At 64.0% G+C, this 24,518-nt stretch carries 19 protein-coding genes; 2 read left to right on the top strand and 17 right to left on the bottom strand.

Annotated elements, in window-relative coordinates; translation table 11 throughout:
* Positions 1 to 119: 119 nt before the first annotated feature.
* From PAQ31011_RS17135 to PAQ31011_RS17165, 7 genes are all read right to left on the bottom strand, one after another.
* Positions 120 to 527, bottom strand: coding sequence for a RidA family protein (locus tag PAQ31011_RS17135; protein WP_150577275.1), 408 nt, complete (start codon positions 525 to 527; stop codon positions 120 to 122).
* Between the two features lie 2 nt (positions 528 to 529).
* Positions 530 to 1,003 carry an acyl-CoA thioesterase gene (locus PAQ31011_RS17140; protein WP_150576967.1) on the bottom strand — a complete coding sequence of 158 codons (474 nt, stop codon included), beginning with the start codon at positions 1,001 to 1,003 and terminating at the stop codon, positions 530 to 532.
* Positions 1,004 to 1,082: 79 nt separating this feature from the next.
* The gene (locus PAQ31011_RS17145; protein WP_150576968.1) at positions 1,083 to 2,726 is read right to left on the bottom strand and encodes an AMP-binding protein; all 1,644 of its coding nucleotides are present in this window, start codon (positions 2,724 to 2,726) and stop codon (positions 1,083 to 1,085) included.
* Between the two features lie 202 nt (positions 2,727 to 2,928).
* Positions 2,929 to 4,113, bottom strand: a complete 1,185-nt coding sequence (locus tag PAQ31011_RS17150) for an acyl-CoA dehydrogenase family protein (protein ID WP_150576969.1) — start codon at positions 4,111 to 4,113, stop codon at positions 2,929 to 2,931.
* 3 nt (positions 4,114 to 4,116) lie between these two features.
* Positions 4,117 to 4,980, bottom strand: a complete 864-nt coding sequence (locus PAQ31011_RS17155) for an enoyl-CoA hydratase family protein (RefSeq protein WP_150576970.1) — start codon at positions 4,978 to 4,980, stop codon at positions 4,117 to 4,119.
* 143 nt (positions 4,981 to 5,123) lie between these two features.
* A complete protein-coding gene (locus tag PAQ31011_RS17160; protein ID WP_150576971.1) occupies positions 5,124 to 5,945 on the bottom strand; it encodes an SDR family NAD(P)-dependent oxidoreductase in 822 nt (273 codons plus the stop codon).
* Positions 5,946 to 5,952: 7 nt separating this feature from the next.
* Positions 5,953 to 8,295, bottom strand: a complete 2,343-nt coding sequence (locus tag PAQ31011_RS17165; protein ID WP_150576972.1) for a bifunctional salicylyl-CoA 5-hydroxylase/oxidoreductase — start codon at positions 8,293 to 8,295, stop codon at positions 5,953 to 5,955.
* 370 nt (positions 8,296 to 8,665) lie between these two features.
* Here PAQ31011_RS17165 and PAQ31011_RS17170 point away from each other — a divergent pair, with 370 nt between their 5' ends.
* Positions 8,666 to 8,980 (top strand): DUF5076 domain-containing protein, encoded by a 315-nt coding sequence (locus tag PAQ31011_RS17170; protein WP_150576973.1) that lies wholly within the window; start codon positions 8,666 to 8,668, stop codon positions 8,978 to 8,980.
* A gap of 68 nt (positions 8,981 to 9,048) precedes the next feature.
* Here PAQ31011_RS17170 and PAQ31011_RS17175 read toward each other — a convergent pair whose 3' ends face one another.
* Both PAQ31011_RS17175 and PAQ31011_RS17180 read right to left on the bottom strand, forming a co-directional pair.
* Positions 9,049 to 10,407, bottom strand: a complete 1,359-nt coding sequence (locus PAQ31011_RS17175; RefSeq protein WP_150576974.1) for an MFS transporter — start codon at positions 10,405 to 10,407, stop codon at positions 9,049 to 9,051.
* Complete coding sequence (locus tag PAQ31011_RS17180; protein ID WP_150576975.1) at positions 10,404 to 11,801, bottom strand: M20 family metallopeptidase; 1,398 nt, start codon at positions 11,799 to 11,801, stop codon at positions 10,404 to 10,406. Before PAQ31011_RS17180 ends, PAQ31011_RS17175 begins: the two co-directional genes overlap by 4 nt.
* Before the next feature lie 226 nt (positions 11,802 to 12,027).
* Here PAQ31011_RS17180 and PAQ31011_RS17185 point away from each other — a divergent pair, with 226 nt between their 5' ends.
* On the top strand, positions 12,028 to 12,945 hold the full coding sequence (locus PAQ31011_RS17185; protein ID WP_150576976.1) for a LysR family transcriptional regulator: 918 nt from the start codon (positions 12,028 to 12,030) through the stop codon (positions 12,943 to 12,945).
* Positions 12,946 to 12,978: 33 nt separating this feature from the next.
* Here PAQ31011_RS17185 and mdtD read toward each other — a convergent pair whose 3' ends face one another.
* The 8 genes from mdtD to gloB all read right to left on the bottom strand — a co-directional run bounded on the left by mdtD (position 12,979) and on the right by gloB (position 24,510).
* Positions 12,979 to 14,433 carry a multidrug transporter subunit MdtD gene (gene mdtD, locus PAQ31011_RS17190; protein WP_246179630.1) on the bottom strand — a complete coding sequence of 485 codons (1,455 nt, stop codon included), beginning with the start codon at positions 14,431 to 14,433 and terminating at the stop codon, positions 12,979 to 12,981.
* A gap of 200 nt (positions 14,434 to 14,633) precedes the next feature.
* On the bottom strand, positions 14,634 to 16,535 hold the full coding sequence (locus PAQ31011_RS17195) for a propionate--CoA ligase (protein ID WP_150576977.1): 1,902 nt from the start codon (positions 16,533 to 16,535) through the stop codon (positions 14,634 to 14,636).
* 124 nt (positions 16,536 to 16,659) lie between these two features.
* Positions 16,660 to 18,534, bottom strand: coding sequence for an ABC transporter ATP-binding protein (locus PAQ31011_RS17200; RefSeq protein WP_150576978.1), 1,875 nt, complete (start codon positions 18,532 to 18,534; stop codon positions 16,660 to 16,662).
* Positions 18,531 to 20,366 (bottom strand): asparagine synthase-related protein, encoded by a 1,836-nt coding sequence (locus tag PAQ31011_RS17205; RefSeq protein ID WP_150576979.1) that lies wholly within the window; start codon positions 20,364 to 20,366, stop codon positions 18,531 to 18,533. Before PAQ31011_RS17205 ends, PAQ31011_RS17200 begins: the two co-directional genes overlap by 4 nt.
* Before the next feature lie 104 nt (positions 20,367 to 20,470).
* Complete coding sequence (locus PAQ31011_RS17210) at positions 20,471 to 21,232, bottom strand: lasso peptide biosynthesis B2 protein (protein ID WP_150576980.1); 762 nt, start codon at positions 21,230 to 21,232, stop codon at positions 20,471 to 20,473.
* Positions 21,225 to 21,407, bottom strand: coding sequence for a hypothetical protein (locus PAQ31011_RS17215; protein WP_150576981.1), 183 nt, complete (start codon positions 21,405 to 21,407; stop codon positions 21,225 to 21,227). The genes PAQ31011_RS17210 and PAQ31011_RS17215 overlap by 8 nt, the downstream gene beginning before the upstream one ends.
* 208 nt (positions 21,408 to 21,615) lie before the next feature.
* On the bottom strand, positions 21,616 to 23,307 hold the full coding sequence (locus PAQ31011_RS17220) for a transglycosylase SLT domain-containing protein (RefSeq protein ID WP_150576982.1): 1,692 nt from the start codon (positions 23,305 to 23,307) through the stop codon (positions 21,616 to 21,618).
* A 372-nt stretch (positions 23,308 to 23,679) separates the two neighbouring features.
* Positions 23,680 to 24,510 carry a hydroxyacylglutathione hydrolase gene (gloB, locus tag PAQ31011_RS17225; RefSeq protein ID WP_150576983.1) on the bottom strand — a complete coding sequence of 277 codons (831 nt, stop codon included), beginning with the start codon at positions 24,508 to 24,510 and terminating at the stop codon, positions 23,680 to 23,682.
* Positions 24,511 to 24,518 lie beyond the last annotated feature (8 nt).

Here is a 24,518-nt window from a genome sequence, read left to right on the forward strand (position 1 = left end):
GCACTGGGTGCTTCGAGGGAGACGGACCGGGGCGCCTTTCTGCAGCGAGTTGGGTTTATGTCTGAGCGGCGGAAAGGTGCCCCGGTCCGTTAGGGGGGAGGGTTTTAAAAAAGAGAGAATCAGCCAGCAGGCACAACCGCCGTCACTTCGATTTCGACCTTAGCTTCGTCTTCAACGAGATCGGCGACTTCCACAGCGGTCATGGCGGGGAAATGGCGTCCGATGACGGCGCGATAGTGTTCGCCGATAGCGGGATAGTTGGCGACGTATTCGCGTTTGTTCTTCACGTACCAGGTCATGCGAACGATGTGCTCGGGCTTAGCGTTGCCTTGCGCGAGAATCGCGACAATGTTCTCGAGGGTCTGACGCACCTGAAGTGCGAAATCATCCGTCTCGAAGCGTTGCTGCCCATTCCAGCCGATCTGACCGCCGACGAAGATGATGCGGCTGCCTGCCGTCATTTCGAAGGCCATGCCGTTGGCGTAGCCGCGCGGTTTTGCCCATTCGGGCGGTTGGAGAACTTGCAGCATCAGGACACTCCTTCAATCACAGAATCGGGTGAAGCAAAGCGGACAATCGCGTCGCGTTGGGCTGGGGGCACTGGGATCGGGGCGGGTCTACCGCCCTCGCCTTTGGCGACCCAGACCAGCACGAGCGTGGCTTGCAGGCGGGTTTCGTCGTTCGCGCCGGCGAAGCGGATACGCAGCGTCATGGACGAGCGGCCGAGGCGGGTCACTTCCAGCGAGCGTTGCAGCGTGTCGCCTAAAAAGCTGGGGGCGCTGAAACGGCATTCGATGTTTGCTGTGGGCACGCCCATGCCGTTGCGCAGGTGCATGTCACCGAATGAGAGGCCGAGGCCTTCGGCGCACCAGTCTTCGACGAGATCGTTGATCATTTCGAAGTAGCGCGGATAAAACACGATGCCTGCCGGGTCGCAGTGTTTGAAGCGCACCAGAAGCGGTTTCACGAAAGCGTGTTCCGCGACATCGGTCTTCGTCGTCATTCCGTCCTCCCCTGCCAAAGTCAGTGGGTGCCCACTGGAGCACCCTGAACCTCGTTGTTGTCGTTGTCGTGGTGCGGGACTACTGCGCCATCTGACGCAGCTTGAAGCGTTGCAGCTTACCGGTCTCCGTGCGTGGCAGCGCGTCGACGAACTCAATCGCTCGCGGGTACTTGTACGGCGCGATGTTAGCCTTCACATACTCCTGAAGCGTCTTCACCATCGCGTCGTCGCGGGCCTGCCCGGACTTCAGCACCACGTAAGCCTTCACAATCTGACCGCGCGTCTCGTCGTCGGCACCGACCACCCCGCACTCCGCGACCGCCGGGTGCTGCAACAGTGCCGACTCCACTTCCGGACCCGCGATGTTATAGCCCGCCGAGACGATCATGTCGTCCGAGCGTGCTTGATAGTAGTAATTGCCCGCTTCGTCGCACATGAACGTGTCGCCCGGCAGATTCCAGCCGTTCTTCACGTAATTCGTCTGACGAGAGTCGGCGAGGTAACGGCACCCCGTCGGCCCCTTCACTGCGAGCTTGCCCACTTTTCCCGGGGGCAACGGCTGCATGTTCTCGTCCACGATCATCGCGATGTAACCGGGCACCGGCTTGCCGATCGCACCCGGCACCACATCGCCATTGGCCGCCGAGATGAAGATGTGGATCATCTCCGTGCCGCCGATGCCATCGATCATTTCGATGCCCGACGCCTGCTTCCATAGCTGACGCGTTGCGTCCGGCAACGCCTCACCGGCCGACACCGTCTTCTTCAGACTCGAAAGTTCGTACTTACCCACCAGCGCCGCCATCTGACGATAGAACGTCGGTGCTGTGAAGCAGATCGTCGCGCGGTAGTCGGCAATCGCTTGCAACAAGCTGTCCGGCGTGAGCTTCTCCAGCAACACCGTTGCTGCGCCAACCCGCAACGGGAACGTCAACAAGCCGCCCGTACCGAAAGTGAACGCTAACGGGGGAGTGCCGCAGAAGATATCGTCCGGCCCCGGCTTGAGTACATGACGCGGAAACAGATCGCACATTGCGAGCACGTCGCGATGAAAGTGCATCGTGCCCTTCGGCTGCCCCGTCGTGCCACTGGTGAACGCGATCAGACAGACGTCGTCCACGGCCGTGTCGCAAGCGTCGAAGCTCGCCGGCTGACGAGCCATGCGGGCCTCCAGTGAGTCCTCACCAACGTCGTGGAAATACACCACCTTCGACAGTACCGGACAGAAATACTCATGCCCTGCCTGACGATTGAATTCCAGCTCTTCCTTCAGCCGGCCATCGCACAACGCCGCCGTCACCTCAGCCTTGTCGACGATCTGCTTCAATTCCTTCGCACGCAGCAGCGGCATCGTCGGCACACCGACCAGGCCCGCCTTGATCACTGCGAGCCATGCGGCTGCCATGAACAGATTGTTCGGGCCGCGCAGCAACACGCGATTGCCCGGCACCAGCGCCATATCGTTGCGCAACACATGGGCGATGCGGTCCACCATCTCGCGCAAACCGAGATACGTCGTGACCGTCGGCTGACCGCTCTCCACCGAATAAATCGCGGGTGCGTCGCCGCGTCCCTGCGCAATCGTGCGGTCCAGCAAATCGGCAGCGCAATTCAAGCGCGCCGGGTACGCCACGTCCGGATTGTCCAGCAGAAACTCGGGCCACTGATCCGCAGGCGGCAGATTGTCGCGCGCGAAAGTGTCGAGATGTCCAGATCGTTCCATGTGCTTCTCCTTGCCCCCGGTAATCAAGCATGACGCCAGCGCTTCGCGCCCGACGTAGTCCTAGTGCTTCCAAGTGTTATTGCAAGACGCCATGCCATCCCTGTCTCCGTGGGTTGCCACTGCGCACATCCCAAGTCCCGCCGTGTTACCGCCATGGACTTGTCAAAGCTTGTCCCGCGCGTCGAATGCCGAGTGTGGACAATCAGCCGTCCTTCAGCAGTTCGCGCGCGATGATCAGTTTCTGTACTTCCGTTGCCCCTTCGTAAATCCGCAGCGACCGGATCTCGCGATACAGACGCTCCACCACCGCCCCCGACACCACGCCCGCGCCACCAAACATCTGCAACGCGCGATCGATCACCTGCTGCGCCGATTCCGTCGAGAACATCTTCGCCATCGCAGCTTCGCGCGTCGTGCGTTGGCCCAGAACGTCGCGCTGCCACGCGGCACGGTACGTCAGCAAGGCCGCAGCATCCACCGACGTCGCCATGTCGCCCAGCGCCGCCTGCGTCAGTTGGAAGTCCGCGAGCGTCTGTCCGAACATCTCGCGCGACTTCGCCCGCGCCAGACCTTCATCCAATGCGCGACGGGCAAAACCCAGCGCAGCGGCGGCCACCGATGCGCGGAAAATATCCAGCGTCATCATCGCGACCTTGAAGCCCTGCCCCGCCTCACCCAGACGCTGCGACGCCGGTACGCGGCAGTTCTCGAACTTCAGACGCGCCAACGGATGCGGTGCGCTCACATCGATACGCTCGGCAATCGTTAGCCCCGGCGTGTCGGCATCCACCACAAACGCGCTGATGCCGCGAGCGCCCGGCGCTTCGCCCGTGCGAACGAACACGCAGTAAAAGTCCGCGATGCCGCCGTTGGAGATCCACGTCTTCTCGCCATTGAGCACATAGTGGTCGCCGTCCGGCGTCGCAGAACAGGCCATCGCCGCCACATCCGAACCGGCATTCGGCTCCGACAGCGCAAACGCGGCAATCGCCTCGCCCGACGCCACGCGCGGCAAATAACGCTGCTTGAGCGCGTCGCTGCCCGCGAGCGTGATCGCACCGCTGCCAAGTCCCTGCATCGCAAACGCGAAGTCGGCCAGACCATCGTGACGCGCCAGCGTCTCGCGCAGCACACACAGCGCGCGCGAATCCAGTTGATCCAGCGCACCGCCATGGCTCGCCGGCACGCAATACTTCAGCCATCCCGCGCGCCCCAACTGACGCACCAGCGAGACGCACGTCGCGTCCGTATCCGCGTGATGGTCGACCTTCAGTTCGCGCGTGCACCAGTCGTCGAGTTCCGTCCCGAGACGGCGATGCGCATCGTCGAAAAACGGCCACGCGAGAAAGTCGGCGTTGCGCGCGTTGTGAGGCGTGATATCGCTCATAGGTCAGTCGCCCTTGAATACCGGCTTTTGCTTCGCGACGAAAGCGTCGTAAGCGCGGCGAAAATCCTTCGTCTGCATGCAGATGGCTTGCGCTTCGGCTTCGGCCTCGATGGCTTCGTCCACGCCCATATTCCACTCCTGATGCAGCAACTTCTTCGTCACACCGTGCGCGAAAGTCGGTCCGCAGGCGATCTGATCGGCCAGCGTTTGCGCGGCCGACAAGACCGCGCCGCCATCGTGCAACGCGTTGAAGAAGCCCCACTGCTGGCCCTCTTCCGCCGTCATCACGCGGCCGGTGTAGAGCAGTTCGGACGCGCGACCTTGTCCGATCATGCGCGGCAGCAACGTGCAGGCGCCCATGTCGGCACCAGCCAGTCCCACGCGCACGAACAGGAATGCCGTCTTCGTCTGCGGTGTACCCAGACGCATATCCGAGGCCAGCGCCACCATCGCACCCGCACCGGCACAAATGCCGTCGATCGCACTGATGATCGGCTGCGGGCAGGCACGCATCGCCTTGACGAGATCGCCCGTCATGCGCGTGAAGTCCAGCAGCTCCGGCACGCTCATCTGCGTGAGCGGGCCGATGATCTCGTGGACGTCGCCGCCCGAGCAGAAATTGCCGCCTGCGCCCGTCACCACAACCGTCTTGATGTCCGTGGCGTAGACCAGCCCGCGAAACAGATCGCGCAGCTCGGCGTACGAGTCGAACGTCAGCGGATTCTTCTTGTCGGGACGGTTCAGCGTGATCGTGCCGATGCTCGGACGCCCTTGCGCGTCGTTCGACACCGACCACAGAAAGTGCTTGGCTTCATAGTTCGCGAAGGGGCGTTTGTGATGCGCCATCGTCAGTTTCACGTCACTCATTGGCCGATCTCCTTTGCCTTCGTCGAGCCGCTCCGGGTCGGTGTTCCCCGCCCATGAAGCCCGACGATCCTGCTGATTGGAATGACGCTGCACGGACACTTACCGACGCAACGCCCTGAGTCTCTGTCACACACTCACAACCCTTAGCCGACGGTCACTTCCCCGCCAGCCACCGCAATCGACTGCCCCGTCACCGCGCTCGCGCCCGGCTGGCACAGCCACAGCACCGTATCGGCGACTTCCTGCGGCTGCACGAGGCGTCCCTGCGGATTGCGCTTCGACAGTTCCGCACGTGCTTCGTCTTCGCTGCGCCCCGTCTTGGCGACGATGTTCGCGACCGCGTCGCGCACGATGTCCGTTTCCGTATAGCCCGGGCACACGGCGTTAACCGTCACGCCCTTCTTTGCGACTTCCAGTGCCAGCGCACGCGTCAGACCGACCACGCCGTGCTTGGCAGCGCAATACGCGGTGACGTACGGATAGCCGATGAGACCGGCTGTGCTCGCGACATTGACGATGCGTCCCCAGCCAGCGCCCAGCATGGCGGGCAGCGCGGCCGAAATGCAGTGATACGTGCCCGTCAGGTTGACGTCGATCATCTGCTGCCAGAGCGTGGCGTCCGTCTTGCCGAAGGGCGCGCTCACGGCCTGCCCCGCGTTGTTGACGAGCACCTGCACCGGACCGAAGCGCTCCGCCGCACGGGCGAAAGCGGCTTCGACGGCGGCTGCGTCGGCAATGTCCGCCGCGACCCACGCCACCTCACCGAACGAGGCCAGCGCCTGCGCGCCTTGCGCGAGCTTCGCTTCGCTACGTCCGAGCAGCGTTACGCGCGCGCCCTGCGCGAGCAGCGAACGGGCCACGGCTTCGCCGATACCGCGTGCACCGCCCGTCACGAGGGCATGCACGCCCGCAAGCGATGCCGGTGTCGTACCGATAGCGTGGGTAGAGGTTGTCGTCGACGTCATGATGTCCTTATTTACCGATCTGTTGAGCGTAGGCGGCAGCACGCTCCAGATTGGTCTCGTACTGACGTTTGCCCGCATAGTACTGCGACGGCCACGGCAGATCCTTGTAGCCAATCTTCGCGGCTTCGTGCAACGTCCAGAACGGATCGGCCAGATGCGGACGGGCGAGCGCGCACAGATCGGCGCGACCCGACGCGATGATGCTGTTCACGTGGTCCGCCTCGAAGATGGCGCCGACGGCAATCGTGGGCACACCGGCTTCGTTGCGCACGCGATCGGCGAACGGCGTCTGGAACATGCGGCCATAGACCGGCTTCTCTTCCTTGCTGACCTGCCCCGACGAGCAATCGATGAGATCGGCCCCTGCGTCCTTGAAGGCGATGGCGATGGCAACCGCGTCGTCCGGCGTGATGCCGCCTTCGACCCAATCGTGCGCCGAGATACGCACCGACATCGGCTTGGCGGCGGGCCACACGTCGCGCACCGCATGGAACACTTCCAGCGGATAGCGCAGACGGTTTTCCAGCGAACCACCGTACTCGTCCTGACGATGATTCGTCAGCGGCGAAATGAAGCTCGACAGCAAATAGCCGTGTGCGCAGTGCAGTTCGAGCCAGTCGAAGCCAGCTTCGGCAGCGCGGCGCGCCGCTTGCACGAAATCGTCCTTGACGCGGTCCATGTCGGCGCGCGTCATTTCGCGCGGCGTCTGCGACACGCCGTCGATATACGGCATCGGCGAAGCCGAGATCAGCGGCCAGTTGCCGTCGTTCAGCGGCAAGTCGATACCGTCCCACGCCAGACGCGTCGAGCCCTTACGCCCAGCGTGCCCGATCTGCATGGCGATCTTCGCGTCGCTGCCCGAATGAACGAAGTCGACGATGCGCTTCCAGGCGTCGCGCTGCTCATCGTTCCACAGCCCGGGGCATCCCGGCGTGATGCGCGCATCCGGCGACACGCAGGTCATTTCCGCGACGATCATGCCCGCGCCGCCCAGCGCACGGCTGCCAAGGTGGACCATGTGGAAGTCGCCGGGCACGCCGTCGACCGCCGAGTACATCGCCATCGGCGACATCACGATGCGGTTCTTGAGTGTGAGCTCGCGTGCGCGGAACGGCGTGAACATCGGCGGGATCGCGTGCTGACCGGCGGCGCGTTTCACACCGGCGTGTTCGGCGAGCCAGTCTTCATAGCCTTCGACGTAACCGGCATCGCGCACGCGCAGGTTCTCGTGCGAGATACGTTGCGAGCGCGTGAGCAGCGAGTAAGCAAACTGTTCGGGGGCGAAGCGGGCGTAACGGTCGACGGTTTCGAACCACTCCGTCGAATTGCGCGCCGCGTTCTGAATCTTGAGCACCTCGATGCTGCGGGCGGCTTCGTAGTCGTTGAGCACGTGCGGCAAGGCGTCGATGCCTTGCGTGCCGAGACCGTCGGCCAGCGCAATCGAATCTTCGAGTGCGAGCTTGGTGCCGGAGCCGATGGAAAAGTGCGCCGTGTGCGCAGCGTCGCCCATGAGCACCACTGGCACGCGCTTGCCGTCGACATCGGTCCAGTGCACCCAGCGTTCGCAAATGACGCGCGGGAACTGAATCCAGATGGCGGAGCCGCGCAGGTGCTTGGCGTTGCTCATCAGCTCGTGGCCGCCGAGGTACTTCGAGAAGAGGTTTTCGCAGAACTTCACGCCCTCTTCCTGGCTCATCTGGTCGATGCCGTGGGCGCGCCAGACCGATTCGGGCGTCTCGACGATGAACGTCGACGTGTCGGCATCGAACTGATAAGCGTGCGCCTGGAACCAGCCATGTTCGGTCTTCTCGAAGGCGAACGTGAAGGCGTCGAAGCGTTGATGCGTGCCGAGCCAGACAAAGCGGTTCTGACGCGTGTCGATGTCGGGACGGTAGGTGTCGGCGTAACGGGTCCGGATGCGGCTGTTCAGGCCGTCGGAGGCGATCACCAGATCGGCGTTGTAGCGGCGGGCGATTTCCTGATCGTCGCTCACGTCCGTCTCGAACACGAGTTCGACGCCGAGGGCTTCGCAGCGCGCTTGCAGGATGTTGAGGAGCTTCTTGCGGCCGATGCCGATGAAGCCGTGCCCGCCCGAGGTGATCGTGCGGCCTTCGAAGTGGATGTCGATGTCGTCCCAGTGGTTGAACGCGGCATTGATCTCTGCGGCGCTGACCGGATCGGCTTCCTGGAGGTTGTCCATGGTGGCGTCGGAGAACACCACGCCCCAACCGAAGGTGTCGTACGGCCGGTTGCGCTCGACCACCACGACACGATGGGAAGGATCGCGCAGCTTCATCAACAGCCCGAAATACAGACCTGCGGGACCGCCACCGATACAGACGATATTCATCTCCAGCCTCCGGATTCACAGATCGCGTCGCGCTAGCCGAGCGGTCGACCTTTGTTAAATCATAAATAGTTTATGTCTAAAATACTAGCGAAAAAAATTGACGGCGGCAAGACCGTCGAGGGGGTGAAAACCGGGAGGAGGGAAAGTCCTTAGACGACGCTCGGTGCGACACGGATTCGCACGATTTATCAGACAAGTACCAATGCAATCTACGGTCGTTACCCGATGGGTTTGAACGATTGGCCGCGTCATTATCGACGCATGGTTTTGCCCTGTCCAAAGCCCGCGCTTCAGGCTTCGGCCAGCACACCATCCGTTCAGAACCCACCGACGGCTCGCGCGAGCCGGTCAATGACCAGAGAGGAATTTGATGCACGCATGTCCCATCCCCGACGCCGTATTAGCCGACGATGACGCAGTCGAAATGCTGCGCGTCTGGACCGCAGAAAAGACGATGTACTGCTCGATGAAGGTCGGGATGTATCAGGAAACCCGGAAGGTTTCGGAGGAGGCTGTCTGGGGCGTCATCCTCGCGGACGTTGCCCGTCAGGTATCGGACGCCCTGCGCCAGGCCTACCCCGACACAGAAGCCGACTCGCTCACTATGGTGCGGGATCACTTCCTCAACGAGTTGCGCGCCCCGTCGCTCCTTTCGACCGAGGACGCGCCCCCTCAACATCACTGATTCGCCAACGTAGTAGCGTAATGCCGGAATGGCGGAATGCCGTAACGATGTAACGTCCGATGTAACCCTCAGCGAGCGCCCATGCGCGCTCGGGCGATCAACAGCGTCGTCAGACTGATCACCGCGCCCACCATCAGATACAACCCCGGGGCCAGCTTGTTGCCCGTCGCGGCAATCAGCCACGCGACCGCCAACGGCGTGAAACCGCCGAAGATCGTCGTCCCCAGGTTGTAGCCGACGGCCATGCCCGTGGCACGTGTGCGTGTCGGAAACAACGACGACATCAGTGCCGGGATCGGCGCGAAGTACACCGCCTTCAACGTGCCCACCCACAGCATCACGACCATCATCGTCGCCAGCGAGGCATGCGCATTCATGAAGGCAAACGCCGGATACACCGTACACAGGAACAGCACCCCGGCCACCAGCATGATGCGAATGCGTCCGACCTTATCCGACCAATGGCCGACGAACGGCGTGAGCGTCATGATCACAAACCCCGTCACCAGCGTCGCGATAAAGCCCTGCGCGGGCGGCAGGCCGAGTTGCTTCGTCGCATACGTCGGCATGTAGAGGATCATGTAGTTCGCGGTCGTCGTCAGAATCAACGCACCGATGGACACCAGCAGACGCGACTTCTGCGTCGCCAGCACCTCCCACACCGGAGACTTGCCTGCATCGCCGCCCTCGGCGCTTGCCGCCTTCTTGCGTGCCGCATCGTTCGCAAACGCCGGCGTTTCGTCGACGTACTTCCGGATGTACAGGCCGATCGGGCCGACCAGCATCCCGAACAGGAACGGAATCCGCCAGCCCCACGATTCGAGTTGCGGCTGCGTCAGCGCGCCGGTCAGCACCGCCCCGAACGCCGACGCCAGCAACGTGCTCGCCCCCTGACTCGCGAATTGCCAGCTCGACATGAAGCCGGGACGGTTCGGCACATGCTCGACCAGAAAGGCCGTCGAGCTACCGAACTCGCCGCCCGCCGAGAAACCCTGCATCAGGCGGGACAGGAAGATGCCGATAGGTGCCCACACGCCGATGACCGCATACGTCGGCATGAAGGCGATGATGCCGGTACCGACCGTCATCATGGCAATCGAGAGCATCAGCGACGCACGGCGGCCGTGTCGATCCGCGTACGCGCCCAACACGAACGCGCCCAATGGACGCGCCAGATACGACAGCGCGAACGTGCCGAGTGCCATCAGCAACGACACCGTTTCGTCATGCGCAGGAAAGAACAGCTTCGAGATCGTCACCGCGAAGTAGCCGTAGACGATCAGGTCGTACCATTCGAGCGCATTGCCGATCGACGTCGCCACGATCAGTTTGTAGACGGGCACGTCGGAACGCGCGCCAGCCTTCGCACTAGCGTCGTTCGCACCCTCGGCGTGATCCGCCCCGGCGGCGGCAGCGGAACTGTTCATCGCGGTTTCCCCTCTTTCAGGTTCACATCCCCCAGATCCCAGAACAGCCCCGCCATGATCTGCAACGCCTCACGCGCCACCGAACCCAGCAGATGCTCGTCCGGCGCGTGTTGCGAACACGCCGGGTAGGAGTGCGGCACCCACAGCGTGGGCAAGCCCAACACGTCGGCGAAAACATCGTTCGGCAACGTGCCGCCCAGGTTCGGCAGGAGCACCGGCGGCTTGCCGGTCGTCTCGCGCATCGACGCGAGCGCCCACAGCACCCACGGATCCTCCGGGTCGAGACGCGTCGCCATCACACCGCGCTCGACCTCGACGTCCACCATCGTGAAGCCATGCGCATCGAGGTGTGCCCGCACGATCTCCCCCAGACGCTCCCAATCCGTCCCGACGACGAACCGGATCTGCATATGCGCGTAGGCGTACGGCGGGATCGCGTTGACGGGCTTCTCAGGATTGCCTGTCTTGAAGGCCAGCACCTCGATGTTGTTCCAGCCGATGACGCGCTCGGTCGGCGTGAGGCCCGGCTCGCCGTAATCGGCATCGACCTCGGGATCGTTGGGGCCGCCGCCGACTTCGAGCCCGGCCAGCGCGCGTCGCACCGACACCGGCAGTTCGGGGGGACGCAGTCCCTCCACCAGAATCTTGCCGTTGCCATCGACCATCGACGCAATCGCGTTCGCCAGCACGACGCCCGGATTGCGCAGCAGGCCGCCCCAGTTCCCGGAGTGATGGCCACCGTCACGCAGATTCAGGCTGAGTTTGAAATTGACGAGACCACGCGAGCCGAGAAACACCGTCGGTCGCTGCGCCGCCAGACGCGGACCGTCGGAGGCGATCAGCACGTCCGCACGCAACTCGTCGCGCAGTTGTTCGCAGATCGCATGCAGCCCCGGCGAGCCCATTTCCTCGCCCATCTCCACGATCATCTTCACGTTGTAACCGAGCTTGCCGCCGCGCGCGGCAAGCACCTCGGCAAGCGCCGCCAGATTGATCGTGTGCTGCCCCTTGTTGTCGGCGGTGCCACGGCCGTACCAGCGGTCCCCTTCGACGACGATCTCCCACGGCTTGAGTCCGTCGCGCCATTGCGCGTCGTAACCGCGCACGACGTCGCCGTGCCCATAGGTCAGGACGGTCGGGGCGTCGTCGCTTTCGTGACGCTCGGCAATCAGGAACGGTCCGCCGCCCGCAATCGGGTTGGGGACGATGCGCGACGTGAATCCCAGTGTCGCGAGCGCGGGCGTCATTTCGTCGGAAAGATAGGCGTGGAGCACGTCGCCGCTGTCCGGCTCCTGACTCTCGGTCTTGTAGGCGACGCGACGATTGAGGGTGTCGAGGAAGGCGCCCGAATCGTATTGGGCGGTGGCTTGGGAAATCGCTGCGCTACGGGTCACTGCTTGTCTCCAGATGGCTTTATGGGCACGGCTGCCGGTCTCGCGCATTGGTACGACATGGGTGCGACGCGTGTCGGTAGCACGCTGCGGCACAACCGTTCAGGCCATTCTAGGAGTCGGTATTTTTGACAACAATGATAATATTTCGAAGGTTTCGTTGCCGTTTCGGCAAAGCAGAAATGACGCCCCAAACGACGCCCTTCTCCCGCTCTCCCCCGGTCACCCCATGCAAACACACGCACTGCGCTACTTTCTGGAAGTCGCCCGAACGGGCTCCCTGAGCCGGGCGTCGGAACGCTTGCATGTGGCGGTCTCGGCGCTGAGTCGTCAGATTGCCAAGCTGGAAGAGGATCTGGGGACGCCGCTATTCGAACGGCGCCCGCGCGGCATGGTGTTGAGTGAAGCCGGCGCGTTGCTCGCGGATCATGCGCGACGTGTGTTGCTCGATGCCGAGCGCGTCACCTCGGAGATTCGCGGTCTCACGGAAGTGGGACGCGCAACGATTCGTGTCGCCAGTTCGGAAGGTGTGGCGCGCGACTTTCTGCCGCAAGTCTTCGCGCGCTTTCGCGAGGCGTATCCGGGCGCGCACTTTCTGCTGGATGTCGTCTCGCCGTTCGAAGCGACGGAGCGCGTACGCGACGGCGAAGCCGACATTGCCGTGTGTTTCAGCGTCGCGCCCGAAAAAGGCGTGCAGGTCGTTCACACGCAACCCGCGCCGATCTATGCGCTAATGGCGAAGAAGCACCCGCTCGCGAAGCGGCGCGACGTCGCCCTCGCCGACCTGCTGCCGTACCCGATGGCGCTATCGGAGGCCGGGGTGACGATCCGCCAGATGTTCGACCTGTGCTGCACGCTCGAAGGCCTGCTGTTCGAGCCGGTCTTCATCAGCAACTATCACGCCGCGCTGCACAGCTTCGTGCGCTCGGGCAACGCCGTTACCCTCACCGGGCTGCTGACGGTACGTAGCCGTCTCGCGCCCGAGGGACTCGCCGCCGTCCCCATCCGCAATCCGGCGCTGCATCAGCGCTCCCTTCAGGTACAGACGATGGCCGGACGCACCCTGCCCGCCCCCGTCGAGGCCTTTCTCGGCCTGCTCATCGACGCCATCCGCGCCCCGGAAATTCTCGACAAACCGTTTGCCTGACGTCACGGCCTGAAGCCCCCTGACACAGCGCCACTAGTTCGCCGGAGGCGGTGGCGTCGTTGCGACCGCTTGCGCCTGTGCGTCGCCGTCGTCATTGGCCATCTGCTCGCGGTCGGTCAACTGCGCGAAGATCCACGCCGAGCAACATGTGATCAGGCCGACGCACGCGAACGTCGCACGAAACGCCGGCAACGCGCCCACGCCTGCCGCCTCGCCGAACGCGCCAGTGAACGTCACCAGCAGCGCACCGCCGACCGTCAGACCGAAGCTCATTGCCAGCATCTGCACGAGCGAGAACAAGCTGTTGCCGCCGCTCGCATCGTCCGGATTCAAATCCTTGAGCGTCAAGGTGTTCATCGCCGTGAACTGGATCGAGTTGATGCCGCCGAGAATCCCCAACTGAACGATGAGCAATGGCACCGGATAGTGGGGCGTGACCAGCGAGAAGCTGGCCATCACTGCGCCAGCCAAAATCGTGTTCCACACAAGGACAGACCGATAGCCATAACGCACGACCAGATGTGTCGCAAGGCTCTTCGCAAAGATGCCGGTGATCGTGATCGGCAGCATCAGCAGCCCCGCCTCGAAGGCCGTATAGCCGAGGCTGACCTGCAACAGCAGCGGGACGAGGTACGGCACGGCCGCGATCCCGATACGGGCGAAGAGATTGCCGAGCAACCCGACGCTGAACGTATGCACGCGGAACATCGCGAGCGAGAACAACGGCTGCGGGGTTCGGTTCGCATACAGCCCATAGGCCACGAAGCCCGCAAACCCCACCACGAGCAACACCAGCATCAGCGCGTGCGCGCCCGCCATGTCGGCGTGACGGTCGAGCGCCAGCGATGTCGCGACCATGCCCACCGACAGCAGCAGATAGCCTTTGACGTCGAAAGAGGTCTGATGAGGTGCGCGCGCATTCGTGAGGAAGAAGTGGGCCGCCACGCATCCCGCAACGCCCACCGGCACATTGATCAGAAACACCCAATGCCACGATGCCACCTTCACGAGCCAGCCGCCCAGCGTCGGCCCGATGAGCGGCCCGATCATGCCCGGTACGGCGACAAACGCCAGCGCCTGCAAATACTGCTCGCGGGGGAATGTACGTAACACGGCCAGACGCCCGACGGGCAAGAGCATCGCCCCGCCGAAGCCCTGCACCACGCGCCATAGGACCAGCTCGTCGAGCGTGCTCGAATAAGCGCACATGGCCGAGCCGATGGAAAAGATCGTGAGCGCGCTGGAAAAGACCACGCGTGTGCCGAACCGGTCGGCAAGCCAGCCCGACAGCGGGATCGTCACGGCCATCGTCAGCGCGTAGGCAATGACGACCGCCTGCATGTGTAACGGCGACTGGCCGAGATCGCGCGCCATCGCGGGCAGCGCCGTGTTGACGATGGTCGAGTCCAGCGTCTGCATGAAGAAGCCGACGGAGACGACCAACAGCATCGCTTTCTGCCGCCATGCGGCTTGATCGGGTGAGGTCATGACAATTGGCGATGGACTTTGTGAAGATGGGCAAACAGGTGCAATGCATCATACCGACGTTGCACGACAGCTTGTCGAATCGCAACGTCGATTATCGATATCGAAACACATTCACCGTCCAAATGCACTGCGGCGCAGTCCGAAAAATCGGATGCGCCGCAGTTTTTGCTCAGCCAACGTCAGACATCGCTGAAATCCGCTTACTTCCCCGCCACCGCCTCCCTCACCTGCTCAAGCGCGGACGGATCTTCGATGGTGATCAGATCGCCCGTCTCACGACCTTCGCAAATGGCTTGAATCGCGCGACGCAGCAGCTTGCCGGAACGCGTCTTGGGCAGCATCGAGACGAAGAACACACGCGCCGGACGCGCCACCGCCCCCAGTTGCTTGTCGACGGTCTTCATGACATCGCCTTCGAGCGCAAGACGTGCGTCCGGGGTGTCCACCTGCTCCGGTCGGCGCAGCACCGCGAACGCCATCGCCACCTGCCCCTTGAGCGCGTCCTGCACGCCGATCACCGCGACTTCCGCCACCGCCGGATGGCTCGCGATGCTCTCCTCGATCTCACGCGAGCCGAGCCGGTGTCCGGCCACGTTGATCACGTCGTCGGTGCGCCCGAGAATGAAGTAATAACCGTCCTCGTCGCGCACGCCCCAGTCGAAGCTCGAATAGAGCGTGCGGCCCGGCACCGTCTGCCAATACGTTTTGACGAAACGCGCATCGTCGCCCCACAGCGTGCTGAGACACCCCGGCGGCATCGGGCCTTCTATGGCGAGCACGCCCTTCTCGTTCGGTCCGCAATCCTCGCCCGTCGCCTCGTTGACGAGCTTCACGTCGTAGCCGTACACCGGCTTGCCCGGCGATCCGAGCTTGCTAGGCAGCACTTCGACACCGCGTGCCATCCCGAGAATCGGCCAGCCCGTCTCCGTCTGCCAATAGTTGTCGACGACCGGTTTGCCCACGCCCTCAGTGAGCCATCGCGCCGTCGGTTCGTCCAGCGGCTCGCCCGCAAGGAAGATCAGTCGCAGCGACGACAGGTCGTACTGCGTGAGATACGCCGGGTCTTGCTTCTTGAGCACACGGATCGCCGTCGGCGCAGTAAAGAGTTGCGTCACCTTGTGCTTCTCGACGATGCGCCACCAGATCCCGCCGTCGGGACGGATCGGCGTGCCCTCGTACATCACCGTCGCAATGCCTGCGAGCAACGGCGCGTAGACGATGTAGCTGTGCCCTACGACCCAACCGATGTCCGATGCACAGAACATCGTGTCGCCGGGCTTTGCGCAGAAGATGTGCTCCATCGACGACGCCAGCGCGACCGCATAACCGCCGGTGTCGCGCTGCACGCCCTTGGGCTTGCCGGTCGTCCCCGATGTGTAGAGGATGTAGGACGGCTCGCTCGATTCCATCCATTCGCATGGGACGAACGCGTCGAGATGCTGTTCGCGCAGCGGCGCATAGTCGACGTCGCGGCCTGCCACGCGTTCCATCGGTGCCAGCCCGCGATCGATCAGCAACACGCTCGACGGCTTGTGCTGCGCGAGTGCGACGCCTTCGTCGAGCAACGGTTTATACGGCACGACTTTGCCGTTACGCGAACCGGCGTCGGCGGAGACGATGACTCTGGGTTGCGCGTCGTCGATGCGTGCGGCGAGATTGACCGATGCGAAGCCACCGAACACCACCGAGTGAATCGCGCCGAGACGCGTGCACGCGAGCATCGCGAACAACGCCTCCGGCACCATCGGCATGTAAATCAGCACGCGTTCGCCGCGCTTCACACCCAGCGATTGCAACGACGCCGCCATGCGGTTCACTTCCGCCGCGAGTTCGTTGTAGGTGTAGACACGCTCCTGTTCGGTTTCCGTCGACACCCATACCAGCGCATTCTGCGTGCCGCGCGACGGCAAATGACGGTCTACCGCGTTGTGGCAGATGTTGGTCCGCCCACCGACAAACCAGCGCGCAAAAGGCGGCTTGTCGTATTCGAGCACCTGATCGAAGGGCGTCTCCCAGTCGATCAGTTTGGCCTGTTCCTCCCAGAAGGCCGCACGCGAGTCCGGAGCAATCGAACGGGCGTGAAACGACGCGTACGAAGTCATGTTGTCTCCTTGCATTATTGGCGTTCAGTGTGCGCGTTGACGCTTACGGAAGGCTTACCGGTGCGTTGGGCACATGCCTGAAATGCTAGGGGATTACGCGGAGATCGGGGGGATTTCTGTCGAATTAAGCGAGATCCGGGACAGGGGCGGTCGTCTGCGGCGTAGGTGACGATGACGGTGCTTCGGCTTGCTGGGCGTGCCACATCCGAGCGTAAAGGCCGCCGTGACGCAGTAGCGCCGCATGGTCGCCCGTCTCTTTGATGCGCCCGCCCTCCATCACCACGATGCGATCCGCCTGCCGGATGGCGGCGAGACGGTGCGCCACGACCACGCACGTCGCACCTGCCCGTTCGCGTGAGAGACGGGCCAGAATGCGCGCCTCGGTCAGGGCGTCGAGCGCGGCGGTCGGTTCGTCGAGCAGCAGCAACGGGGGGCTGCCCCAGAGTGCGCGCGCAATATTCACGCGCTGGCGCTCGCCGCCCGACAGGCCCGCGACGGAAGCCGCATCCGGGACTTCTGCAAGCGCCGTCACGCGCAGATATTCGTTCCGAACAGGGTCATCTTCGCGCAGTGCGCCTTCGTCGAGCTCCGCGCGTCCCGCACGATAAGCGACGTTATCGAACACCGAACGATCGAACAGACGACAGTCCTGTGTGACGAACCCCGTCACTCGACGCATGGCTTCAGCGCGCGCTACGCACAGCTTGTGGTCGTCGACGCGTACTTCACCGTGCGAAGGCAACACGAGGCCCGTCATCAGCCTCAGCAGCGTCGATTTCCCCGCACCCGAGGGGCCGACGAGCGCCACGTACTCGCCTGCCGCGATCCGCAGACGGATGCCGGACACGATGGGCGGTGCGTCGCCGACGGCCACGCTGACGTCGTCGAATTCGATGGTGGGTGCATGCGATGCGACTGGCGTTCGAGAAGCCGAAGACGGTGAAGGTGCCGACCCATCGCGACGCGTGCCCGCGCCACTCGCTCCACTCGCTCCACTCGCCCCACTCGCCCCACTCGCCCCATCGCGCAGATGTTCATCGACGCTGACCAGCGCCCTCGCCACCTGCGACACGAGCGCACCGAGCATGGCGGCAGGCAACGCGAACTGAAGCAGATAGGCGTTGACCTGCACCAGCGTGCCCACCGGCTCGGCACCCCGCGCCACGTCGCTGACCGCGAGCAAGGTCATCGCCGAGACGCCCGCCGCCATGATCGCCATCTGCAAAGCGCTCGTGGCCTGCGCCGTGGTGGCCGTCGCCAACGCCGCGATATAGCGCGTTCGCAGACGCTGCGACAGGCGGCCCACTTCGGCGGGTTCTTGCGCGAACGTCTTCACACACTCCAACTGACTCAGCGTGTCGGCAAGCGCGCCGGTTGTAGCGCGTGAGACGTCGTTCGCCTGCGATTCGCGACGGGTCACGCGCGCGAGCGTCGGCCGCAGCGTCAGCACGTAGGCGACGACCGTCGCGCCAAGAATCACGCCGTAGAGCACGCCGAAGTTGAGCATCAGGATCACGCCCGTCGCGATCACCTGCACGGCCAGCGGCAACAGTCCGAACACCAGTCCCGTGACGATGACCGGCAGCGCCACTTCCACACGAAACAGGCAGTCGAGCACGTGCCCGGCGTTGACGTCCCGCGCGCGGTGCGCGGGCAGCGCGATCAGGCGTGTGAGATAGCCGAGTCCGGTGCGGCGTCGAAGATCTTCCATCACCCGCTGGATGAGCAGGTCTTTACCGCGCTCGCCGATGGCCGCTCCCGACCACAGCACGACGTAGGCCACCGCGAACGGCATCGCCCGCGTATCCGGACGCTCCCCCGCCAGCGCATCGACGGCCAGGCCCAGCACCCAGGGTGCGACGAGCCGCAACGCGAGCATCAGCGCCGCAGCAAGCGTCGCGGCGGCAAGCCACAGCCGATGACGCGATGTCGCCGTCTCACGCGCCCACAGCGTGCGCAGCACGAAACACAGCGCGTTCCACCCCGCCTGTCGCGTCATGCCGTCGCCTCGCCGCTACCGCCGTACGCCCCATGTTGCGCGCGCCGTCCCTCCGCCTCGGGCACTCCGCCAACGCCGCCCGCTCCTTGCCGCCAGCCGCGCACGAACATCTCGACGGCGTACAGCCGGCGAATCGTTGTCATCGATTCGAGATGATGGTGCGCAATCCGGCCGATGGCACGACGGCAGGCATCGCGATCGATCCATCCGGACGCCGCGCAATAGCCCTCCAGACAGACTTCCTCGACGTGCCGCAAATTGGCCGCGACGCCCGCGCCGACAACGCCCGTCATCATCCCCTTGTCGCGCCGCCAGAGGTTCGGCAGACCGCTGGCCAGATACGCCGCACGACGTAGCGGCAAACGGTTGTGCATGGCGTTGAAGAGCCGGTACGTCGGCATCGCAAAGCCCGCTTCAACGACCGGTTGCGTGAGGAACGGAAACGCCGTGCCGCCCGCCGCCAGCGACGGATGCACTTCGATGTCGCGCAGGTTGCCGAGCGTGCCGAGAATCTGCGCGCGCTTGCCCGGACGCATCCTGAGCGGCCACTGCGCCAGCCATGCCTGTGCAAGCGGTTCGCCATGGCATGGCTCGCCTGCGCAGGCGGCGGCCGTCAACAAACCGTCCTGCGTCGCGGCGAGCGGGTTCGCCTGCCGCTGACGCAGTTGCTCAAACGCCCCTCGCGCGACCGACCAAAGCGGCAAGCGCTGCATGATTGCCAGATCGCGCCATGCACCGAGCGCGCGACGCCACTGACCGTCCGCGAAGGCATCGAGCAAGGCACCATCGGGCGGCGGCGCGAGGAAGATGGCGTCGCCACCGTGACCGTTGACGAGGCGATGCGCGTGGTACGGCATCAGCCGCTCTCGCACGGCATCCAGTTGCGCAAGCATGCACAAGTGCATGGCCGGACGTGCCAGACGCGGAATATCCGTCGGCGGCGAAAACGCCGCACATGCGATATCGAGTCGCTCGAACGCCATGCGCACGTGTCTCGCTACACTGCCCGCGTGATGCGACTCGTCGCTCGACGGCGACGCCGGGTCGCAATGGTTCACTGCCGTGCACTGACCGGCGAGTCCCGACTGCGCGAGCGCAAGCGCCAGCGACGTCGACTCCACCCCGCCCGACAGTTCCAGCACTGCGGAGCGGTCGCCAAGACATCGCTCCGTAGCGCGGCGCAAGACGCCGAGCAGACCGGTGCCCGACGTCATCTCATACACCTCGCTCGCCCCGCCGCCCGGCTGCCATGCGGGCCACCAGACGACCCGCGTCTTCGGTGCACCACGCTCAGGGATCCACAGCGCGTGGCCGAGTGGCAAACGCTCCACGTCGTATAACGCACACTGCACGCCGCCCACGTCGCCGTGCACCAGAAAGGACTTGAGGGCGGTGCTGTCGAACGACGGCTCGTCCCCTACAAGGGCCGCCGGGTCTGACGCGACGTGCACCGCGCCGTCGCGGCAGAAACGGTAGTACGTCGGACAGTGACCGCAGGGGTCGCACAACACGAGCGTCGCCCCGCACCAGCGGTCATGCACGATGATTCGGTAGTGCCCCCAATACTGCTGCACGAAGCGCTCGGGCGATTCCAGCGCCAGTCGTGCCAGATCCAGTCCCGGCGACACTTCGCGTCCATCGTCCTTGTGAAACACACGACCGCTCACGTACCACGCGAGCAATTCGCTCTGATCGCTCACATGGCGACGGTCGTCGTTCGCTTCGGGACGAATCCGGGCCGCAGGCTGACCGTCCAGCCCCCGTAATACGACAGCGCCGGGCAACGGCACGTGACGCTCGGCCGGTCCTGGTCTCAGGCGGGCAAGTTGCATGACAGGCTCCGTGTTGGATGGCGCGCCGGCGCAGGCGCAGGTGAAAGGCAGGCGATGCCTCGAAGTTGACGATATGGGCGATGGACCGAAGCGAGAACAGGTGCTCAGACGGGCGTCTCGTAAATGACGGCGAGCTGTTCGCGACGTCGCGGGTCGTCGCCGATCACACGGCCCTGCGCTTCCGCCCACGCGTGCGCATAGAACGGCTGGCGCTGCACACCGATCACCAGTTGCAGACGCAACCCGTCATGCGCGCACCACAGCGCAAGCGCCGCGTACCACGGCAGGCACGGCGTGCACTGCGGATAGCACAGCGCAGCGCGGTGCATCGCCGCGACGTATGGCGCGTAATCGCCGGGCAAACCGTATTGCGTGGCACGTCGCTCCTGCGCGTCGCGGATGCGCCCGATCACGCCCGCCATACGCGTCTTGCGCGTCGCGCGCTGCGCTTGCCAGAGCCAGTAGCTCGCCCGCATCACATCGCGCGCACGCGCATGGCCTGCGAGATCGCCGGGCATCGCCAGCCAGACGTCGAAGCCCAGGCGTGGTGTCATATCGCGCGCGGCGTGACGGGTGTCGGGCATGTCCTGCTCGCCGGGTGCCAACAGGCCCTCGGCGTCGAACATGGCCTGCATCGCGGGCAGTCCCTGCGTGACTTCCTGCGGCGCATGACGCCATCCGATCAGCCGACGCAGCGCCTGAGAGTGCGCGTACGACAGATTGAAGTAGCGATCGTGCGCGAGCTTGAGCACGACAACGTGTGCGTCCATGCCAACGATGTGCACGTCCGGTGCCAGATGACGGAAAACCGGCGCGTCCGCACACGCGCCGGTTCCGATTCGCGTCGAATCTGCCACGTCAGGCATGACCTCCGGTCACCGGCGGCAGCGTCGGGATGCAAACCGGCTTGAAGCACAGCGGCAGCACGGTGATGCCTTCGGCGTCATTGCCGAGGACACCTCGCGTGGCGTGCGTGGCATCCACCGATGCCAGCACGTCGAGTTCGGTCACTTCTTTCACGGTTCCCTGATCCTTCTTCATTTAGGACTCCTTGTTGAGTGAATACGAACGGAATCGTCCGCGTCTTCATCATAGGAAACGGGAGCCAGTGCATTTATGGGAATTTTCCGAAGGCGTACGTGAACCCCGTGCAGGGACTTGCGGGTCATTGCGACACGCATCGGCCGCGCCAAAAGCAAAACGCCCGTGAGGCTGACCTCACGGGCGTTTGCGATAACGGTGCTGCGGCTTAGCGCTGCGCGGTCTTGGTGACCTTCGTCGCAGGCTTGGCGGACGACTTAGCGACGGCCTTGGCAGGCGCTTTCGCTGCGGCCTTGACCGGTGCCTTCGAGGCGACCTTCGCGGCCGGTGCAGCCTTGCTGGCGACCGCCGCCTTGGCCGACTTGGCGGCCGGACGGTGGTCGACCACGCGAATCATCTTGCCGTTCTTGCCACGGACCAGACGCGTGCGCGGTGCATCGTCGTCATCCTTCGCGGCGACCGGCTCCGGTGCGGAGGCGGCGACTACACGCGAGGCATCCTTCACCGGCACGTGCAGGACCAGCAACTGGCCCGACGTCAGCGTGTCGCGACGCAGGCGGTTCCAGCTCTTGATCTGCGCGACGCTCACGCCACTGCGCGATGCCACACCCGCGAGCGTGTCGTGCTTGCGGGCACGCACCATCACCTTGCGGGTGTCGGGCAGATCCGGTTCGAGGGCCAGCACGGCGCTGCTCGCGACCGAAGCGCTGATGTCCTGATCGATGTCGTCCGAGCGCGGCACCAGCAGCGTCGAGCCCGCCTTCAGGCGCATGCGCGGGGCGATGTTGTTGACCGAGCGGATGACGGCGGCGTCCACGCCCAGCTTGCGCGCCACGTCTTCCGGACGCTCACGCGACGACGACGTATACGTCGTCCAGCTCGACAGCGGCTTGTCGTAGCCCTTCAGACGGCGTTGGAACACTTCGGCGCTCTCGAACGGCAACAGAATCTGCGGCTGCGCGGCACCCAGAATCACGGGCTTGCGGAACGACGGGTTGAGCGCGCGGAATTCGTCGAGCGGCAGATCGGCCAGCTTGGCGGCCAGCGCCACGTCGATGTCGCGCTTGGTGGTGACGCTCACGAAATACGGGTGATTCGGAATCTCCGGCAGCTTCACGCTGTAGATATCCGGATGCGCAATGATGTTCTTGATGGCCTGGAGCTTCGGCACGTAATAGCGCGTCTCCGTGGGCATGCGCAGGCTCAGGTAATCGGTCGGCAGACCTTGAGCCTGATTGCGGTCGATGGCGCGCTGCACGTTGCCCTCGCCCCAGTTATAGGCGGCCAGCGCAAGGTGCCAGTCGCCGAACATGGCGTAGAGCTTCGAGAGGTAATCGAGTGCCGCGGTCGTCGAGGCGAGCACATCGCGGCGCTCGTCCTGGAACATGTTCTGCTTGAGGTTGTACGTCTTCCCGGTGCTGGGGATGAACTGCCACATGCCGGCGGCCTTGGCCGTCGAGAGTGCTTGCGGGTTGTAGGCGCTTTCCACGAACGGCAGCAGCGCGAGTTCCGTCGGCATATGACGGCGCTCAAGCTCTTCGACGATGTGGAACAGATACTTCTCGGAACGCTGAATCATGCGCTCGACATACTCGGGGCGCTGCGCGTACCACTGCGTGCGATCCTGCGCGAGGTCGGTGTCGAGGTCGGGGATGGAGAAACCGTGGCGGATGCGCGACCAGAGATCGGCGTCGTCGCTGCCGTAGGCCAGGTCGTTGATCGAGTCGTTGTCCAGGTCGATGGTCTGATCGCTGGAGACGCGCTGCTTGCCTTTTGCGGTCGAAGCGACAGGCGACTTGCTCTGCGCATCGGGCGTGGAATTCGATGCACCTGTGGTCGGCGCTGTGCTGGCACACGCTGCCAAAAGCAGCGTCAGGAGCAAGCTAACGATAAGTCGCATTGATCGGGCTCGATTTGGGTTACATCTTCATGAAATTGGCAAGGATGGTAAGGAAACCCTTCAGATGCGTCAACCTTTCTGCCTAAATTTTTTGCAAAATTTACGCAGAAATGCCCCAAAAATAAGGGTTATCCCCGAGTTTGAATTCACAAATTGTGGCCGCGACGAGACGCATTTTCGACGCGCTTTGTGACAGTCCGTACGTATACGATGCCATCGATACGACACCGAAACTTCACACTGGGGGCGATTCATCAGGGCGGAGCAGGCGGCGACAAACCTGTCAACGTCTGCTCCGTGACAGAGCGTATGACGCGCTGCGATGTTGACAGCGCAACACTTGCACAGCTAGCGCGTCGTGCGCCAGCCGTGTCATCCGCGAAAGGTGTCTTTCCAGCCGCGCACGGTCGCGAAGACCGCTTCGCGCGAGAGCGACGTGCGTCCCGCGTGGGCTTCGGCGGCGGCGACCACTGCCGGGGCGTCGCTGCGAAGGAAGGGGTTGGTCACGCGCTCCTGAGCGAGCGTCGTGGGCAGCGTCGGGCGACCGGCCGCACGCAGCGCCGTCGCTTCCCGATGCCATGCGCCGAGCGCCTCGTTATCCGGATCCACGGCGAGCGCGAAGCGGATATTCGATAACGTATATTCATGCGCGCAGTGCACGAGCGTGGCCGGCGGCAGGGCCGCGAGCGCGTCGAGCGACGCGAGCATCTGGGCGGGTGTACCTTCGAACAGTCGGCCGCAACCACAAGAGAACAACGTGTCACCGCAGAACAGGTGCGGTGCGCCAGCGACGCCCGCCCCCAGGAAGTAAGCGATGTGGCCTGCGGTGTGGCCGGGCACGTCGATCACCTGAAGCGTCATGGCAGGCGATGCGATGTGCACCGTCTCGCCGCCATTGTGCGGATGATCGACGCAGGCAATCGCCTCATGTGCGGGACCGTGCACCGGCACGTCGAAACGTTCGAGCAACGTATCGACGCCGCCGATGTGATCGGCATGCTTGTGCGTGATGAGGATAGCGCGCAGCGTGAGGTTGCGCGATTCGAGATAGGCGAGCACCGGCGCGGCATCGCCCGGGTCCACCACGACGGCATCTTTGCCGTTATCGATGACCCAGAGATAATTGTCCTGGAACGCGGGGACTGGAAAGACGGTCAGTGTTCCGGCCGACTGTCCACTTGCCGCATCTGCGTGCGCATCCATATATACTC

Source organism: Pandoraea aquatica, from assembly GCF_902459565.1.
Lineage (GTDB): Bacteria > Pseudomonadota > Gammaproteobacteria > Burkholderiales > Burkholderiaceae > Pandoraea > Pandoraea aquatica.

Coding starts and splice junctions, on each gene's coding strand:
- PAQ31011_RS17140 (WP_150576967.1), bottom strand. CDS start 1,003: ATGACGACGAAGACCGATGTCGCGGAACACGCTTTCGTGAAACCGCTT.
- PAQ31011_RS17145 (WP_150576968.1), bottom strand. CDS start 2,726: ATGGAACGATCTGGACATCTCGACACTTTCGCGCGCGACAATCTGCCG.
- PAQ31011_RS17150 (WP_150576969.1), bottom strand. CDS start 4,113: ATGAGCGATATCACGCCTCACAACGCGCGCAACGCCGACTTTCTCGCG.
- PAQ31011_RS17155 (WP_150576970.1), bottom strand. CDS start 4,980: ATGAGTGACGTGAAACTGACGATGGCGCATCACAAACGCCCCTTCGCG.
- PAQ31011_RS17160 (WP_150576971.1), bottom strand. CDS start 5,945: ATGACGTCGACGACAACCTCTACCCACGCTATCGGTACGACACCGGCA.
- PAQ31011_RS17165 (WP_150576972.1), bottom strand. CDS start 8,295: ATGAATATCGTCTGTATCGGTGGCGGTCCCGCAGGTCTGTATTTCGGG.
- PAQ31011_RS17170 (WP_150576973.1), top strand. CDS start 8,666: ATGCACGCATGTCCCATCCCCGACGCCGTATTAGCCGACGATGACGCA.
- PAQ31011_RS17175 (WP_150576974.1), bottom strand. CDS start 10,407: ATGAACAGTTCCGCTGCCGCCGCCGGGGCGGATCACGCCGAGGGTGCG.
- PAQ31011_RS17185 (WP_150576976.1), top strand. CDS start 12,028: ATGCAAACACACGCACTGCGCTACTTTCTGGAAGTCGCCCGAACGGGC.
- mdtD (WP_246179630.1), bottom strand. CDS start 14,433: ATGACCTCACCCGATCAAGCCGCATGGCGGCAGAAAGCGATGCTGTTG.
- PAQ31011_RS17195 (WP_150576977.1), bottom strand. CDS start 16,535: ATGACTTCGTACGCGTCGTTTCACGCCCGTTCGATTGCTCCGGACTCG.
- PAQ31011_RS17200 (WP_150576978.1), bottom strand. CDS start 18,534: ATGACGCGACAGGCGGGGTGGAACGCGCTGTGTTTCGTGCTGCGCACG.
- PAQ31011_RS17205 (WP_150576979.1), bottom strand. CDS start 20,366: ATGCAACTTGCCCGCCTGAGACCAGGACCGGCCGAGCGTCACGTGCCG.
- PAQ31011_RS17210 (WP_150576980.1), bottom strand. CDS start 21,232: ATGCCTGACGTGGCAGATTCGACGCGAATCGGAACCGGCGCGTGTGCG.
- PAQ31011_RS17215 (WP_150576981.1), bottom strand. CDS start 21,407: ATGAAGAAGGATCAGGGAACCGTGAAAGAAGTGACCGAACTCGACGTG.
- PAQ31011_RS17220 (WP_150576982.1), bottom strand. CDS start 23,307: ATGCGACTTATCGTTAGCTTGCTCCTGACGCTGCTTTTGGCAGCGTGT.
- gloB (WP_150576983.1), bottom strand. CDS start 24,510: ATGGATGCGCACGCAGATGCGGCAAGTGGACAGTCGGCCGGAACACTG.